Origin of the sequence: Streptomyces sp. NPDC050546, assembly GCF_044457425.1 — a bacterium.
Lineage (GTDB): Bacteria > Actinomycetota > Actinomycetes > Streptomycetales > Streptomycetaceae > Streptomyces.
Genome location: NZ_JBITGX010000001.1, coordinates 677,012 through 692,192, shown reverse-complemented (window position 1 = coordinate 692,192; position 15,181 = coordinate 677,012). Strand labels below are relative to the sequence as shown.

The following is a 15,181-nucleotide window of genomic DNA, read 5'->3' as shown; positions in this document are numbered from 1 at the left end:
CTGTTCACCGGTTGACGACGATCTCCGTCCTGTTGTTGCGCAGGTTCGGGTCGAACTCCCTGATGCTCAGCTCGGGATCGTCGTTGACGGTGACGACCGTGGCGCGTGCCCCGCGCACCACACGGTCGATCCGCAAGGGAATCTCGAAGGTGTACGACGCCTTGTCGTGCAGGTAGATGGGTGTCCGGCAGAAGTAGGTCGTGACGGACCCCTCCTCCGGCTCCTCCGGCTGCGTCCAGCACTCCGCCTCCGGCGGGAGCACGACCGTGGTGCCCTCCGGCGCCCGGAACCTCACCGTGGCCACGGGCGCGCCCACGCCCAGCGACGCCACCCAGGCCGGGCCGCGGTTGTGCACGGTGACACGGGCGGTCACGGTGTCACCGGCGCCACCGCTCACCCTGCTGCCGGTGAGCTTCAGGTCGGCGGTGTTCCGGGCGTCGAGGATGACGGTCCGGTAGTTGTCCTGAGGATCGATGTCGGGATCCGTCGCCCTGGCCCCGGCGGCGGTCACCGGACGCAGGTCGAGCTCGGACCCCGTGCCCCGGGTCCACGTCCACTCGCCGCGCATCTCGGCGAGCGCCTCGTCCGAGTAGGGATGGACGGAGTGGTCGAACCGCTCGTACATCGCCTTGCGCCCGACGCCCAGTCCGGTCCTCAGCGCGTACTCCTGCCCGGGCGCCACCGCCTCGTCCAGCACGCACAGGGCGGACGTGCCGGTCTTGTGCTCCCGGTACTCGCAGTTCGCGTGCCGTTCCTTGAAGCGCAGGCCGTACGAGGCGTTGAGCCAGAGCAGGGTGCGCTCGGCGGTGCGGTTGCCGCTGTTGGACAGCGTCGCCCGCACGCTCGTCTCCGAGCCCGGCCTGAGGTCTCGCTGCCAGTCGGCCTGGCTGAGCCCGAGGTCCGGCCCGTTGCCCACGCCCACCCGGGTCTCGCCCGGGTGGGACGTCGCCTCTCCGGCGGTGGCCGAGTAGCGCACATATCCGGAAGCGCCGGTGTCCGCCCCCGGCAGCGCCCGCAGTTCGAACGTGGCGGCCCGCACGCTGTCCGTACCCGCCGGCATCCCCGGGACGTCACAGATCGCCTCGGCCTCCGACCGGGGCGCACAGTTCGCGGGCCACGACACGCGTGCGAAGGAGGCGACCTCGCTCACGTCGACGGTCAGCTGCCCGGCCGGCAGGCTGCCGTCGGCGATGTCGCGGCTGACCTCCACGGTCAGGGTGCGGGCACGCGCGTCACCGTTCGCGTCCGCACCGGGCAGCACCGTCTCGTACGGTGCGTTGATCCACAGCTGGTTCTCCATGGCGTGCGCGGGCACGGCTCCGACTCCGGCCGCCGCCAGGGCGCAGGAGACGAGCGCGGCGCCGAGCAGGCGATGTGGGTCCTTCATGTCTTCCCCCTAGTCACAGATCTGCGGAGGCCGAGACCGGTGGCGCGGGGGAAGGGTTGTGGCCGGGCGAGTGGTTGCGGCGGTGTTCAGCCGTTCTCAGGCGGCACTGCACAGAGGCGCCACCAGCAGTGGGAAGTGGTGCACGGTCCGGTCGCCGTGCGGTTCAACGGCGCGTGGCACCGGCAGGCCCCCCGGGGGGGGCAACGAGCCGGGTGTGGACGCGCGGTTCTCCCTCGACGCCGAGCGACTCGCCTTCACATGTGCGGGAGACACTCCCTCTCGTGCTGTGAGGCGCCTGGTCAGTGCGCTTCCGCCGCCCGCACCTGCTCCGGCGTCGGTGCGGTGCCGCCGAGGTGGGCCGGCATCCACCAGGTGTCCTCGGGGCCCTTCGGGCGCACGGGGTACGCACGCTGGGCGGCCTCCAGCAGCTCCTGGACGCGCTCGCGCAGCTGACGCGTGATCGCGCCCGCGTACTTGTCGCGGGAGGCCTCGATCGCCTCGCCGACCCGGATCGTGATGGGGATGTGGCTGCGCTTGAAGTTCCGGGGGTGGCCCTTCGTCCACAGCCGCTGCGTGCCCCACACCGCCATCGGGACCAGCGGGACGCCGGCCTCCTGCGCCAGGCGCGCGGCGCCCGACTTGAAGCTCTTCAGCGTGAACGACTGCGAGATCGTCGCCTCCGGAAAAACCCCGACGATCTCACCCGAACGCAGTGAGTCCAGGGCGTGCGCGTAGGCCGCCTCGCCCTGCTTGCGGTCCACCGGGATGTGCTTCATGCCGCGCATCAGCGGGCCGGAGATCCGGTGCCGGAAGACGGACTCCTTCGCCATGAAACGTACGAGGCGTTTCTGCGGCAGGGCCGCCAGGCCGTCGAAGACGAAGTCCAGGTAGCTGATGTGATTGCTCACCAGCACGGCGCCGCCCGAGCGCGGGATGTTCTCCGAACCCTGGAGGTCGATCTTGAGGTCCCACGCCTTGAACAGCGTGCGGGCGAAACCGACGACGGGACGGTAGACGAGCTCTGCCATGGGCGGGTCGGACCCTTCCTGCTCTGCCTGGGAAGGGATTCCCAGCGGAAAGTTACGCAGCCGTAGGTTTACGGCTTGTCGCAGATCGTGCCCGAAGAACGGCCGGGTAGCCAGTCCTCGTGCCCGCCGGAGGAGAGATTCTCGTCACGTCGCCCGTGATCCCACCTCGTGCTTTTACGCCCGTATTACTCCGCGCGTACCGCCACCCGCCGTACGAGCAGGTACAACTCGCAGCCCAGGCAGTACCCGAACGCGGCGTTGAGGAAGGCCGCGGCGAGCGCCGCGCCGGTCGCCGCGAGTCCCAGCCAGTCGGGCCCCAGGGTGTAGCCGACGAGCCCGAGCCCGGCGAAGAGCAGTCCCACCGCCTGGGCGAAACGCGGCGGTTCGGGCGCCTCGAACTCGGTCGGCGGCCCGAGCCGCGGCCGTACGGCCTTGGCGAACAGCAGGCCGTACGGGGACCGGCGCACCCCGCCCGCCGCGCCGAGCAGGAACGCCAGCGTCTGCCAGGCCAGCAGCCAGGCGCTCCCCGTGACCAGAACGACCGCCAGGACGACGGCCGTCACGGCCGCGCCGAAACGCGGCCCTCTCGCATCGATGTCCATAGGAACCAAGCATTCCGCAACGCGGCACCGTTGAGAGCGCGGGAATCTTTGCGGTCTCGTGAACGCTTGAAGCGGATGATGACCGGACTGGTGGTGTGTGTCCTGGTGCTCGCGGCGGCGAGCGCCTTCGGAGTGCTGCAACGGCGGCGGAGCGGGAGAGTGCGAGTGCGCGGGCGGGACGACGGCAAGCGGCTCTTTGCGGCGGAACTGGGCGCGGAACTCGGCGAGCGGGCCACGCTCGTGCAGTTCTCCAGTGCCTTCTGCGCTCCCTGCCGCGCGACCCGGCGGATCCTCGGAGAGGTCGCCGGTGTGGTCCCCGGAGTGGCCCACGTCGAGATCGACGCCGAGGCCCAGCTGGACCTCGTGCGACGGCTGGACATCCTCAAGACCCCGACCGTGCTGGTCCTCGACGCCGACGGCCGGGTGGTGCGGCGGGCCACCGGGCAGCCGCGCAAGGCCGATGTGATCGCCGCGCTGGGGGAGGCGGTGTGAGACGCCGGCGCGCTCGGTGAGTACGTCCAGTGAGTCATCTCCCACATCACGAAACGAACTTGACTGTGCACACCATTTATCGTCAGCCTGACCGCATGCCTTCGGACCTTCTCGCCACGCCCGACCTTCTGCGCTCGGTCTTCCGGCGGCACGCGGCGGGAGTCGCCGTGATCACCGCTCGTGGCGACACCGGTCCGGTGGGCTTCACCGCCACCTCCCTCGCCTCCGTCTCCGCCGAACCGCCCCTGCTGTCCTTCGGTGTCGGCACCGGCTCCTCCAGCTGGCCCGCGATCGCGGCGACCGATCATGTCGGCGTCCACATCCTCGGCGAGCACCAGCAGGACCTGGCCGCCACCTTCGCCCGCAACGGGGCCGACCGCTTCGGCCCGCCCACCGTCTGGCGGGAAGGGCCCGAGGGCGTCCCCCTGCTCGACGGTGTGCTCGCCTGGCTGGTGGCCCGGGTCGTCGCCCGCGTCCCCGCCGGAGACCACCGGCTCGTGCTCGCCGAGGTCCTGCACGGGGACCCCACGGGCACCGGCCGCCCGCTCCTCTACCACCAGGGGCGTTTCCAGAGACTGCCCGACTGAGGGGTGCGCCCCCCGGGCTGCGGGACCGTCGAGTTCCGGTTACGCTGCGTTGCGAAGGTCACAGTTCAAAGCGCTTGCTTAGCGGGAACGAACTAGGTGTACTGACGAGTAATATTTCGCTCGGAGCGTGGGTCGCCCCGACCGGAATCGGCCGCTTGAGGCGCCTATGCTGCCTGCAAGTAGGCAGCCGAGAAATGACGATGCAGTAGGAGAGCCGGCGTGAGCTTGAGGATCGTTGTCACTGTGAAGTACGTGCCCGACGCCACTGGCGACCGGCACTTCGCCGATGACCTGACCGTCGACCGGGACGACGTGGACGGTCTGCTCTCCGAGCTCGACGAGTACGCGGTCGAGCAGGCGCTGCAGATCTCCGAGAACTCCGACGACGACGTGGAGATCACCGTCCTGACAGTGGGCCCCGAGGACGCCAAGGACGCCCTGCGCAAGGCGCTGTCCATGGGCGCCGACAAGGCGATCCACGTCGAGGACGACGACATCCACGGCACCGACGCCATCGGCACCTCCCTGGTCCTGGCCAAGGCCGTCGAGAAGGCCGGCTACGACCTGGTCATCTCCGGTATGGCCTCCACCGACGGCACCATGGGCGTCGTCCCCGCGCTGCTCGCCGAGCGTCTGGGCGTCCCGCAGGTCACCCTGCTGTCCGAGGTGTCGGTCGAGGACGGCACGGTCAAGGGCCGCCGCGACGGCGACGCCGCCACGGAGAGCCTGGAGGCCTCCCTGCCGGCGGTCGTGTCGGTGACCGACCAGTCGGGCGAGGCGCGTTACCCCTCCTTCAAGGGCATCATGGCGGCCAAGAAGAAGCCGGTGGAGTCCTGGGACCTGTCCGACCTGGACCTGGAGGCCGAGGAGGTCGGCCTCGAGGGTGCCTACACCACGGTCGACAACGCGGCCGAGCGCCCGGCCCGTACCGCGGGCACGATCGTCAAGGACGAGGGCGAGGGCGGCAAGCAGCTCGCTGAGTTCCTCGCGGGCCAGAAGTTCATCTGAGCCCGGCATTCGCTGACCGCCCCTCATCTTTCGCAAGCAGGAGAGAAGAAGTCCCATGGCTGAAGTTCTCGTCTACGTCGACCACGTGGACGGCGCCGTCCGCAAGCCCACCCTGGAGCTGCTGACCCTGGCCCGCCGCATCGGCGAGCCGGTCGCCGTCGCGCTGGGCAACGGCGCCGCCGACACCGCCGCCACGCTCGCCGAGCACGGCGCGGTCAAGGTCCTCACCCACGAGGCCGCCGAGTACGCCGACTACCTGGTCGTACCGAAGGTGGACGCCCTGCAGGCCGCGCACGAGGCCGTGTCCCCGGCCGCCGTGCTGGTCCCGTCCTCCGCCGAGGGCAAGGAGATCGCCGCGCGTCTGGCGCTGCGTCTGGGCTCCGGCATCATCACCGACGCCGTCGACCTGGAGGCCGGCGACGAGGGCCCGGTGGCCACCCAGTCGGTGTTCGCCGCCTCGTTCACGACCAAGTCCCGTGTCTCCAAGGGCACCCCGGTCATCACGGTCAAGCCCAACAGCGCGGCCGTGGAGGCCGCCCCGGCCGCCGGCGCGGTCGAGGCGCTGTCGGTGTCCTTCTCCGCCCAGGCCACCGGCACCAAGGTCACCGGCCGCACGCCGCGTGAGTCGACGGGCCGTCCGGACCTGACCGAGGCCGCGATCGTGGTTTCCGGCGGCCGTGGCGTCAACGGCGCGGAGAACTTCGCGATCATCGAGGCGCTCGCCGACTCCCTCGGCGCGGCCGTGGGTGCCTCGCGTGCCGCGGTGGACGCGGGCTGGTACCCGCACACCAACCAGGTCGGCCAGACCGGCAAGAGTGTGTCGCCGCAGCTGTACATCGCCTCCGGCATCTCCGGCGCGATCCAGCACCGCGCCGGTATGCAGACCTCGAAGACCATCGTCGCGATCAACAAGGACGCCGAGGCCCCGATCTTCGACCTCGTCGACTACGGCATCGTCGGTGACCTCTTCGACGTCGTCCCGGCCCTCACCGAGGAGATCAAGACCCGCAAGGGCTGATCGACCGGCTGCAGAAGGCCCCCGTGACCGCGCGAACGGTCACGGGGGCCTTTTCTCATCCCAGGGTCATCGAGGCCTGCACCGGCAGGTGGTCGCTCGGGTACGTCCCGTCCGCGGAGTGGGTGTTCATCCCGGCCCAGTGCGTGGTCACCCCGGGCGTGGTGAGGATCCAGTCGATGCGCCGCCCGCCGGGCCTGAGCGCCCGGTAGCCGTGGTGCGTCCCGTACGCCGGACCCCGCGAGGCCGCCGCGTCCCAGGCGTCCACCAGCCCGATGTCCAGCATGAGGTCGTACACCCGGTTGTCGTGGGCGGCCGCGTTGAAGTCGCCGGTGACGATGACCGGTAACGACCGGTCCCACCCGGCGATCGTCTCGCCGATGAGCCCCGCCGAGCGTTCCCTGGCGTACTGGCTGACGCTGTCCAGATGGGTGTTGAGGACGTAGAACTCCCGTCCCCCGTCGGCGAGATCGGCGAACCGGACCCAGGTCACCATGCGCAGCCAGTCCGCGTCCCAGGTGTTCGAGGCGATGGTGTACGGGGTGTCGGACAGCCAGAAGTGATCGAACTCGATCGGGTCGAGTCTGCGCGTGTCGTAGAAGACCGCCATGAACTCGTCCTTGCTGCCGCCCCCGCGTCCGGTGCCGATCCAGTCGTAGTGCCCGCCGAGATCCTTCTCGATCGCGCGCACTTGCCGGTAGAGCCCTTCCTGGGTGCCGATGAGGTGCGGTCGCTCGCGGCGCAGCAGTTCTCGCATCACCGGCCGGCGCACTTCCCAGCGCGGTGTCCTGTCGACGACGGTCCCGAAGCGCACGTTGAACGTCATGACGTCCAGGGCGCCCGGGTGCTCGCCGGCGGAAGCGGGCTGTGTGGGGCCCGCGGTGGTGAGCAGCGGTCCCGCGATGGCGGCGGCGGCCGCCGCCTTGAGCCCGTGGCGGCGCGTCACTCCGACCTCGTTCGGCACGTGGTCTCCCTCCCCTTGCACGTCAGGATGAAGCTTGCCTTCTGAATACGGAAGATGGGGGCGGGTCGGCGGCGATCAAGGGTGAAGGATGGGTAATCCCACTTCAAGAGGGTGTTGACCTGAGTGAAGATCGACAGTTAGCTTCGGCATACGGATTATTGATTCCGCTGTACGGAAAATGGAGGGTATGGGATGGGGCAGGGCCAGCAGGAGAAGGTGGCGACGAGCCTCGCGGGCGCCGTCAGCGAGGAGATCAGCGCCTCCCTCGCGGCGGTCGACGCCGAACTGGAGCGCCGCTACCCCGGAGACCCCGGCACCCGTCAGCCCGTGCACACCGTCTACGTCCCCGGCGACGTCTTCGCCGCCGACACCGTCCGCTCCTGGGGCGACCGTGCCCTGGCGGCCCTCGACGAGCACGCCCCGGACGCCGCGTCCTTCGCCGCCGTCCTCGGCCTCGCCGAGGAACTGGCCGAGCCCGTCCACGCGCGCGTGCGCGCCAAGCTGGAGCGCGAGCCGATCGAGGACCTGCGCGTCGACTTCGAGGACGGCTACGGCAACCGCCCCGACGCCGAGGAGGACGAGGCCGCCGCCCGCGCCGCCCGCCTGATCGCCGAGGCGTACCAGGACGGCACCGCGGCCCCGTACATGGGCATCCGGATGAAGTGCATGGAGGCGCCCGTACGCGACCGGGGCATCCGCACCCTCGACATCTTCCTCACCGGTCTGATGGAGGCCGGCGGTCTGCCCCGCGGGCTGGTGCTCACCCTGCCCAAGGTGACGTACGCCGAGCAGGTCACCGCCATGGCGCGACTGCTGGACGCCTTCGAGAAGACCCACGGGCTGGAGCCCGGCCGGATCGGCTTCGAGATCCAGATCGAGACCAGCCAGTCCATCCTCGCCGCCGACGGCACCGCCACCGTCGCCCGTATGATCCAGGCCGCCGAGGGCCGCGCCACCGGCCTGCACTACGGCACCTTCGACTACAGCGCCTGCCTCGGCGTCTCCGCCGCCCACCAGGCCAGTGACCACCCCGCCGCCGACCACGCCAAGGCCGTCATGCAGGTCGCGGCGGCCGGCACCGGCGTCCGCGTCTCGGACGGCTCCACCAACGTGCTGCCCGTCGGCCCCACCGAGAAGGTGCACGCCGCCTGGCGCCTGCACTACGGACTCACCCGCCGCGCCCTGGCCCGCGCCTACTACCAGGGCTGGGACATGCACCCCGGCCACATCCCGACCCGGTACGCGGCCGTCTTCGCCTTCTACCGCGAGGGCTACGAGCAGGCCGCGGCCCGTCTCGCCCGCTACGCCAACCGCACCGGCGGCGACGTCATGGACGAGCCCGCCACCGCCAAGGCCCTCAGCGGCTACCTGCTGCGCGGCCTGGACTGCGGCGCCCTCGACATCGGCGAGGTCGCCCGGCTGACCGGCCTGACCCGCGCCGACCTGGAGAGCTTCGCGACGCCCAGGCGGGCCGACCTGACGGCGTCCGCCTGACGGCGTCCGTCTGACGGCGTCGCGGTGACAGGGCCGGCCCGTACCGTCCCTGTCACAGCCGTCATCGTCGGCTGTCGTCGTCACCGCCGCCCCGTACTCTGTACGCCACGTACTGAGGTGTCGGTGGATCCAGTGGGGTCACAGGAACGGGGCAGCGGTGTCAACGGGGGAGTACGGGCAGTCCGAGGGAGCCGGCCGGCTGCTGGCGGGCCGCTATCGCGTCACGGCCCAACTGGGACGCGGCGGTATGGGCGTCGTCTGGAAGGCCGTCGACGAGGTCCTCGGCCGCGAGGTCGCCGTCAAGGAACTGCGCACCTACACCGACGTGGGCGGCCCCGAACTGGCCGCTCTGCGACTGCGGATGCAGCGCGAGGCGCGTGCGGCGGCCCGGGTGCGCCATTCCGGCGTCATCGCCGTGCACGACATCGCGGAGGTCGACGGCCGGCCGCTCATCGTGATGGAACTGGTCGACGGGCCGTCCCTGGACGACGTCCTGCGCGAACGCGGCACGCTGGACCCGCGCGAGGCGGCCGGGATCGGCGCCGCGGTCATGGACGCGCTGTCCGCCGCCCACCGGGCGGGTGTCCTGCACCGAGACGTGAAGCCCGGCAACATCCTGCTCGACCGCTCGGGCCGGGTCGTCCTCACCGACTTCGGCATCGCCACCATGGACGACCCGGGCGACGGCTCGGCCACCCACCTCACCCGCAGCGGCGAACTCGTCGGTTCCCTCGACTATCTGGCCCCCGAGCGGGCTCAGGGCGCCGACCCGGGCCCCGCCTCCGACATCTGGGCCCTGGGCGCCACGTTGTACGCGGCCGTCGAGGGGGCCTCGCCCTTCCGCCGCACGTCCACGTTCTCGACGCTCACGGCGATCGTCACCGAGCCGCTGCCGGAGCCGGTGCGGGCCGGCGCTCTCGGCCCCGTCCTCCAGCAGTTGATGGACAAGCGCCCCGAGGCCCGCCCGGAGGCCGACCGGGCCCGGGAGCTGCTCCGGTCGGTCGCGGACTCGGGCGGTACGGACACGCCGACAGCCCCGCTGCGCGACCCTGCGGCATCGCCCTCGCCTCCGCGCCCGGAGACGGAGCGCAGTGTTCCGGCGGTGCCGCCGGGGTTCGGGCCACCACAGCACGTAGGGCCGGGCGCCGCAGGGCCTGACGAGGCCCCGGGCACACCCGGCTCCGGGACGCCCGCGGCCTTCGGAGCCGCCGGAGCCGCCGGAGCTTCCGGGGCTGCCGGCCCGGAGTCCGGCCCGTTCGGCTCGGGCCCCGGTCCGCACGGCTTCGGGCCGTCCGGCCCGGACAGCCCCGCCCCCGGCGCCTCCGCCCCGACAGGTCCGGTGAACTCCGGCCGCCCGCCCCGCCGTAGGTCCCGTGCCCTGCTGGCCGCCGCGGCCGCCACCGTCGTGCTCGCCGCCGCAGGTGTCACGGCCGCCGTGCTCAGCGACTCCGGCGACAAGGAAACGGGCACCCGGACCGACGCCGCCCGAGCGGATGCCGCGGCCTCCTCCGAGCCCGGTCGCACCGACGACGGCTCGAACGCTCCCCGGCCCACACAGCAGGGCGACGAGAAGGGCAAGGCCCCGTCCAAGAAGCCCGGCGACACCAAGGCCCCCGAACCCAGCGGCGGAGCGGACACCTCGGCCCCCGCCAAGTCCTCAGGCGGCACGACGGGAGGGGCATCGGGCACCTCCGGCGGCGGCGACACCGGAGGCGGTTCCGGCGACGGCGGCACGGGCGGCGGTTCGGCCACCACCCCGGCCCCCGAACCGGCCTGCCACGCCATCGGCGGCGGCAAGTACAACTGCCAGGTCTGGAAGACCGCCGACTCCTACACCGCCTCCGGTACCAAGGTCGGCATCCTCAACGCGGGCACCAACTACTTCTACTGCCAGCAGAACCTGGGCCGCCGCGTGACGGACGGCCGGTGGACCAACGTCTGGTGGGCGAAGACCGACGACGACAGCGGCAACACGGACGTCTGGGTCAGCGACGTCTACGTCAAGGGCGGGGACAACGACGCGCCGGTCCCCGGGCTCCCGGTCTGCTGAGACCCCTCCGGACCGGAGCCGACGTACCGCTCCAGGCCGGAGGCGGTCACCAGCTTCTCCTCGATGAACAGCCGCGTGCCCCGCTCGCACAGCCGCCGGTCACCGCGGGCCCGCGCGCTGAACTCCTCGGGCACGACACCGAAGAGCTCCCTGAACCGCGGCAGGCCGGAGAGCAGCTCGGTGAGCAGCGCCCGCTGGCCCGGGTGGGTGCGCGGCGCGCCGGTGCCGTCGTGCAGGACCCCGTGCCGGTTGACGTACGCGTAGGCGCCGGGCAGCCGGGTGCCGTCCGCGAGGTCGATCCGCACATCGGGCGCGGGCAGCCAGGCGCGGTTGAAGTTGCCGTTAGGGATCGGCGCGCCCTCACTCGCGTCGATCACCGCGAGCTGCTCGTCGTCGAGCCAGAGGACGAACAGTTCCCGCACCGCGCCCGGGGCGCTGACCGGCGAGGCGGACATGTATCCCATGCGGCTCACATGCGCCGAGACACCCGCGTCGACACCCGTCACCCGGGCCCGCACCATCGGGAGGGGGGACATGATCCCGAACTCGGCCATCTTGTGCCGCAGTTGACCCGGGCTGGCGTTGGAGCCGATGGCCAGGACCGGCGTGCGGTCCTCGTGCACGAGCTGCTCCAGCGGCAGGAAGCAGTCCCCGTCGAGGAGCCCGGAGTCGGCCGGCCACGCGCCCGGATACAGCAGCGGATGCTCGCGCGGCGCCTCGGCGAGGCCGAGTGCCCGCAGCGTGCGATCGGTGAGGTGATCCATGGGCCGCCTCAGTCCGCCGGTGGCAGCTCGCCCGAGCCGCGGGTGATCAGCCGGGTGGGCAGCTCGATGCGCTCGGGGGTGATCTGGGTGCCGTCCAGCTGCCGGAAGAGACGTTCCGCCGCGGTGCGGCCGATGTCCGCCGCGTCCTGGGCGACGACCGTGACGCCCGGCTGGAGCAAGTCGGCCAGCTCGATGTCGTCGAAGCCGACCAGGGCGACGCGCCGGGCGTGCTCGGCGAGCACGCGGATCACGGTGACCGTCACCCGGTTGTTGGCCGTGAAGATCGCGGTGACCGGGTCCGGCCCGGACAGCATCTCCCCGGCCGCCCTGCGCACCCGCTCGGGGTCGGTGACGCCGAGGGACATCCAGGAGTCCGCCACCGGTATGCCCGCGTCCTCCATGGCGGCCCGGTAGCCGCGCAGCCGCTCGGCGGCGGTGTGGATGCGGGGCATGTCGCCGATGAAGCCGATCCGGCGGTGCCCGTGCGCGATGAGATGGGCGACGCCGTCGCGGGCGCCGCCGAAGTTGTCCGACAGAACCACGTCGGCGTCGATGTGTCCGGCCGGCCGGTCCACGAACACCGTGGCGACACCCGCCTTGAGCTCCGGCTCCAGATACCGGTGGTCGTCACCGGCCGGGATCACCACAAGACCGTCCACCCGCCGCGCGCACAGGGCCAGCACCAGTTCCTGCTCGCGCTCCGGGTCCTCCGCGCTGGAGCCGTTGATCAGCAGGGCGCCGTGCGCGCGGGCCACCTCCTCGACCGAGCGGCTCAGCGGCCCGTAGAACGGGTCCGCGAGGTCCTCCAGGACCAGGCCGATGCTGGCCGTACGGCCCTTGCGCAGCACCCGCGCGCTGTCGTTGCGGCGGAAACCGAGGGCGTCGATCGCCTCCTGGACCCGCCGCTCCGTCTCCGGGGTGACCCCCGGCTCCCCGTTCACCACCCGGGACACCGTCTTGAGCCCGACTCCGGCGCGTGCCGCGACGTCCTTCATGGTCGGCCGGGTGCCGTAGCGCGTTGCGGATCGGAGGGGGGTCTGGGGCACGGTGCGGTGTCCTGTCCTGTCGTCCACGGGGGTGCGTCGATCCTGGGTTTGTATGAGGATGTGGCGTCGAGCATAGAGCCTGGACAACGTTGTCAGGCTCGGGGGAGACTGTCCACCGCAGTCCCCGGCCCGCGCACCCGTGCGGGACCGGCCCGCTGCTCGGCGTTTTTCTGATGGTTGACGGGGAGATCCGACACTGATGCACACCGACCTCGTGGCCGCGCTCGACATCGGCGGCACCAAGATCGCCGGCGCTCTGGTGGACGGCCACGGCCGGATCCTGGTCCGCGCCCAGCGGCCGACGCCCGCCCGGGAGGACGGCGACACCGTGATGCGGGCCGTGGAGGAGGTGCTCGGCGAGCTCACCGTGTCTCCGCTGTGGGAGCGCGCCACGGCCGTGGGCATCGGCAGCGCCGGGCCCGTGGACGCCTCGGCGGGCACGGTGAGCCCGGTGAACGTGCCGGGCTGGCGCGGCTACCCGCTCGTCGGACGCGTCCGGGCCGCGGCCGGGGACCTGCCCGTCGAGCTGATCGGCGACGGTGTGGCGATCACGGCGGCCGAACACTGGCAGGGCGCCGCCCGCGGCCATGACAACGCGCTGTGCATGGTCGTCTCCACGGGTGTCGGCGGCGGACTGGTGCTCGGCGGGCGGCTGCACCCCGGGCCGACCGGCAACGCCGGCCATGTCGGCCACATCAGCGTGGACCTCGACGGCGATCTGTGCCCGTGCGGCTCGCACGGCTGCGTCGAGCGCATCGCGAGCGGCCCCAACATCGCCCGGCGCGCCCTGGAGAACGGCTGGCGGCCCGGCCCGGACGGGGACACCTCCGCCGCCGCGGTGGCCGCGGCCGCCCGGTCGGGCGACCCGGTCGCCGTCGCCTCCTTCGAGCGTGCCGCCCAGGCCCTGGCCGCCGGGATCGCCGCCACGGCTACCCTCGTGGAGATCGACATCGCGGTGATCGGCGGGGGAGTGGGCAAGGCGGGCGACGTGCTCTTCGCCCCTTTGCGCAAGGCTCTGAGCGCCTACGCGACCCTGTCCTTCGTCCAGCGGCTGACCGTGGCACCGGCCCAGATGGGTACCGACGCCGGCCTGGTGGGCGCCGCTGCGGCGGCACTCGCGAAGCGGACGGAAGCGGCCGCGGCAGGGGTGTGAGACCGGGCAGGAACGTTCAGGCGGTGGGGCCGGGGCGTCTCAGGGGCCCCACCCGCCCCTGACGCGGAGGGAACCGCTCCGGCCCGGTGCGGCATCTGGCCCGGCGTGAGTGCCGGGATGCTGTTCTTCGGGCTGTTCTTCATGGGTGGGTGGGCGGCGGCTCTCGGGGCGCTGGTGTTCGCCGTCGTCACACTGGTGCGGGTCTGGCCGCGGGACTGGATGCGCCGCCGAGGGCACCCCGCGGCACGGCTGCTGCCGGCGCCCGCCTTCCTGCGCTTCGACGTGGCGCTCGCCGTGACGGCCCTCCTGGCCGACCTGTGGCTCGTGTCGGCGGCCATCGTGCTGGGGACGGAGGGCATCTTCACCGAGGACTGGATGGGCTACCCCGGCATGGCCGATTCCACCGGGCGGGGATACCAGGCCGAAGCCGTGAGTGTGCTGCGCTCCATCGCGTGGTGGACCTTCGGGATCGCGGCGCTCGGCCGCTGCTGGATCACGGCGGGTGTGCAGCTGTGCCTCCTGCCGCTCGCGGCCTGGTGGATCGGAACGTTCGACACGTACTTCACCTGACAGGTACCGGCCCGGGATACCGGATCTTCCGCCGAAATCGACCGAATGTCCGTGCGATGTGGCACGATCCGGCATGTGAGCAGCAGATCCACCTCGGCGCAGCGCCTGCGTGACCTCGCGCGCCTTCGCCGGGTCAAGGACCGGATCGACCGGGAGTACGCACAGCCGCTGGACGTGGAGGCACTGGCCCGCGGCGTGCACATGTCGGCCGGGCATCTCAGCCGCGAGTTCCGGCAGGCGTACGGGGAGTCGCCGTACAGCTACCTCATGACGCGGCGCATCGAGCGGGCGATGGCCCTGCTGCGCCGTGGCGACCGCAGTGTCACCGAGGTGTGTTTCGAGGTCGGTTGCTCGTCGCTGGGCACCTTCAGCACCCGCTTCACCGAGCTGGTCGGCATGCCGCCCAGCGCCTACCGGCGCGAGGCGGCGCGCGCGACCGCGGGGATCCCGTCGTGCGTGGCGAAGCAGGTCACCAGACCGGTCAGGAATCGAGAAGCGCCCGCCTCGAGCCGAAACTAGCGTGGTGGCCATGGACCTCAACATTCACGCCAGTTTCCTGCCGCACGACGACCCGGACGCCGCTCTGGCGTTCTACCGCGACACCCTCGGCTTCGAAGTACGCAACGACGTCGGGTACGAGGGCATGCGCTGGATCACGGTCGGCCCCGTGGGCCAGCCCGGCACCAACATCGTCCTGCATCCGCCGGCCGCCGACCCGGGCATCACCGAGGACGAGGGCCGCACCATCGCCGAGATGATGGCCAAGGGCACCTACGCGAGCATCGTCCTGGCCACCACCGATGTCGACGGCGCCTTCGAGCGGCTCCAGGCGGGCGACGCCGAGGTGGTCCAGGAGCCGGTCGACCAGCCGTACGGCGTCCGCGACTGTGCCTTCCGCGACCCCGCGGGCAACATGATCCGCATCCAGCAGCTGAAGCCGTGACGCCGTAGCGGCGCCTCACAGACCACATCCCCCGCACCCCCCCGGTCCGGTGCGGGGGACGGAACGTCCGAGCGACAG

Annotated in this window: 16 protein-coding genes and 1 pseudogene; 11 read left to right on the top strand and 6 right to left on the bottom strand. The window is 71.8% G+C overall.

The window, feature by feature from the left end; translation table 11 throughout:
- Positions 1-4: 4 nt before the first annotated feature.
- The gene (locus ACIBK5_RS03105) at positions 5-1,387 is read right to left on the bottom strand and encodes a hypothetical protein (protein ID WP_399015540.1); all 1,383 of its coding nucleotides are present in this window, start codon (positions 1,385-1,387) and stop codon (positions 5-7) included.
- A gap of 120 nt (positions 1,388-1,507) precedes the next feature.
- Between ACIBK5_RS03105 and ACIBK5_RS03100 the strand changes: the two are divergent.
- A pseudogene (locus ACIBK5_RS03100) lies at positions 1,508-1,643 on the top strand (transglutaminase); the annotation flags it as partial.
- A 43-nt stretch (positions 1,644-1,686) separates the two neighbouring features.
- On the opposite strand, the gene ACIBK5_RS03095 reads toward ACIBK5_RS03100, so the two are convergent.
- Positions 1,687-2,415, bottom strand: a complete 729-nt coding sequence (locus ACIBK5_RS03095) for a lysophospholipid acyltransferase family protein (RefSeq protein WP_399015537.1) — start codon at positions 2,413-2,415, stop codon at positions 1,687-1,689.
- A gap of 185 nt (positions 2,416-2,600) precedes the next feature.
- The gene (locus tag ACIBK5_RS03090) at positions 2,601-3,017 is read right to left on the bottom strand and encodes a DUF4395 domain-containing protein (RefSeq protein WP_399015535.1); all 417 of its coding nucleotides are present in this window, start codon (positions 3,015-3,017) and stop codon (positions 2,601-2,603) included.
- Between the two features lie 78 nt (positions 3,018-3,095).
- Here ACIBK5_RS03090 and ACIBK5_RS03085 point away from each other — a divergent pair, with 78 nt between their 5' ends.
- The 4 genes from ACIBK5_RS03085 (at position 3,096) to ACIBK5_RS03070 (ending at position 6,122) form a co-directional block, all read left to right on the top strand.
- Complete coding sequence (locus ACIBK5_RS03085) at positions 3,096-3,509, top strand: TlpA family protein disulfide reductase (protein ID WP_399016220.1); 414 nt, start codon at positions 3,096-3,098, stop codon at positions 3,507-3,509.
- A gap of 95 nt (positions 3,510-3,604) precedes the next feature.
- Complete coding sequence (locus ACIBK5_RS03080) at positions 3,605-4,096, top strand: flavin reductase family protein (RefSeq protein WP_399015533.1); 492 nt, start codon at positions 3,605-3,607, stop codon at positions 4,094-4,096.
- 219 nt (positions 4,097-4,315) lie between these two features.
- On the top strand, positions 4,316-5,104 hold the full coding sequence (locus ACIBK5_RS03075) for an electron transfer flavoprotein subunit beta/FixA family protein (RefSeq protein ID WP_184595137.1): 789 nt from the start codon (positions 4,316-4,318) through the stop codon (positions 5,102-5,104).
- 55 nt (positions 5,105-5,159) lie between these two features.
- Entirely contained in the window at positions 5,160-6,122 is a 963-nt protein-coding gene (locus ACIBK5_RS03070) for an electron transfer flavoprotein subunit alpha/FixB family protein (protein ID WP_184595139.1), read from the top strand.
- Between the two features lie 55 nt (positions 6,123-6,177).
- Here ACIBK5_RS03070 and ACIBK5_RS03065 read toward each other — a convergent pair whose 3' ends face one another.
- Complete coding sequence (locus ACIBK5_RS03065; RefSeq protein ID WP_399015529.1) at positions 6,178-7,083, bottom strand: endonuclease/exonuclease/phosphatase family protein; 906 nt, start codon at positions 7,081-7,083, stop codon at positions 6,178-6,180.
- Between the two features lie 192 nt (positions 7,084-7,275).
- On the opposite strand from ACIBK5_RS03065, the gene ACIBK5_RS03060 reads away from it, so the two are divergent.
- Together ACIBK5_RS03060 and ACIBK5_RS03055 are read left to right on the top strand one after the other, a co-directional pair.
- Positions 7,276-8,577, top strand: coding sequence for a DUF6986 family protein (locus ACIBK5_RS03060; RefSeq protein WP_399015527.1), 1,302 nt, complete (start codon positions 7,276-7,278; stop codon positions 8,575-8,577).
- 157 nt (positions 8,578-8,734) lie between these two features.
- Positions 8,735-10,627, top strand: coding sequence for a serine/threonine-protein kinase (locus ACIBK5_RS03055; RefSeq protein WP_399015525.1), 1,893 nt, complete (start codon positions 8,735-8,737; stop codon positions 10,625-10,627).
- On the opposite strand, the gene ACIBK5_RS03050 is transcribed toward ACIBK5_RS03055, so the two are convergent.
- Entirely contained in the window at positions 10,573-11,391 is an 819-nt protein-coding gene (locus ACIBK5_RS03050) for a hypothetical protein (RefSeq protein WP_399015524.1), read from the bottom strand. The two genes, ACIBK5_RS03055 and ACIBK5_RS03050, sit on opposite strands and share 55 nt — an antisense overlap.
- A gap of 8 nt (positions 11,392-11,399) precedes the next feature.
- Complete coding sequence (locus tag ACIBK5_RS03045; protein WP_399015522.1) at positions 11,400-12,464, bottom strand: LacI family DNA-binding transcriptional regulator; 1,065 nt, start codon at positions 12,462-12,464, stop codon at positions 11,400-11,402.
- Between the two features lie 172 nt (positions 12,465-12,636).
- Between ACIBK5_RS03045 and ACIBK5_RS03040 the strand changes: the two genes are divergently transcribed.
- The 4 genes from ACIBK5_RS03040 to ACIBK5_RS03025 all read left to right on the top strand — a co-directional run bounded on the left by ACIBK5_RS03040 (position 12,637) and on the right by ACIBK5_RS03025 (position 15,103).
- Complete coding sequence (locus ACIBK5_RS03040) at positions 12,637-13,590, top strand: ROK family protein (protein WP_399015520.1); 954 nt, start codon at positions 12,637-12,639, stop codon at positions 13,588-13,590.
- A 105-nt stretch (positions 13,591-13,695) separates the two neighbouring features.
- Positions 13,696-14,160, top strand: a complete 465-nt coding sequence (locus ACIBK5_RS03035) for a hypothetical protein (protein WP_399015517.1) — start codon at positions 13,696-13,698, stop codon at positions 14,158-14,160.
- A 45-nt stretch (positions 14,161-14,205) separates the two neighbouring features.
- Positions 14,206-14,679 (top strand): helix-turn-helix transcriptional regulator, encoded by a 474-nt coding sequence (locus ACIBK5_RS03030; RefSeq protein ID WP_399015515.1) that lies wholly within the window; start codon positions 14,206-14,208, stop codon positions 14,677-14,679.
- Positions 14,680-14,689: 10 nt separating this feature from the next.
- Positions 14,690-15,103 (top strand): VOC family protein, encoded by a 414-nt coding sequence (locus ACIBK5_RS03025; RefSeq protein ID WP_215123247.1) that lies wholly within the window; start codon positions 14,690-14,692, stop codon positions 15,101-15,103.
- Positions 15,104-15,181: the final 78 nt, after the last annotated feature.

Coding starts and splice junctions, on each gene's coding strand:
- ACIBK5_RS03105 (WP_399015540.1), bottom strand. CDS start 1,387: ATGAAGGACCCACATCGCCTGCTCGGCGCCGCGCTCGTCTCCTGCGCC.
- ACIBK5_RS03095 (WP_399015537.1), bottom strand. CDS start 2,415: ATGGCAGAGCTCGTCTACCGTCCCGTCGTCGGTTTCGCCCGCACGCTG.
- ACIBK5_RS03090 (WP_399015535.1), bottom strand. CDS start 3,017: ATGGACATCGATGCGAGAGGGCCGCGTTTCGGCGCGGCCGTGACGGCC.
- ACIBK5_RS03085 (WP_399016220.1), top strand. CDS start 3,096: ATGACCGGACTGGTGGTGTGTGTCCTGGTGCTCGCGGCGGCGAGCGCC.
- ACIBK5_RS03080 (WP_399015533.1), top strand. CDS start 3,605: ATGCCTTCGGACCTTCTCGCCACGCCCGACCTTCTGCGCTCGGTCTTC.
- ACIBK5_RS03070 (WP_184595139.1), top strand. CDS start 5,160: ATGGCTGAAGTTCTCGTCTACGTCGACCACGTGGACGGCGCCGTCCGC.
- ACIBK5_RS03060 (WP_399015527.1), top strand. CDS start 7,276: ATGGGGCAGGGCCAGCAGGAGAAGGTGGCGACGAGCCTCGCGGGCGCC.
- ACIBK5_RS03050 (WP_399015524.1), bottom strand. CDS start 11,391: ATGGATCACCTCACCGATCGCACGCTGCGGGCACTCGGCCTCGCCGAG.
- ACIBK5_RS03040 (WP_399015520.1), top strand. CDS start 12,637: ATGCACACCGACCTCGTGGCCGCGCTCGACATCGGCGGCACCAAGATC.
- ACIBK5_RS03030 (WP_399015515.1), top strand. CDS start 14,206: ATGTCCGTGCGATGTGGCACGATCCGGCATGTGAGCAGCAGATCCACC.
- ACIBK5_RS03025 (WP_215123247.1), top strand. CDS start 14,690: ATGGACCTCAACATTCACGCCAGTTTCCTGCCGCACGACGACCCGGAC.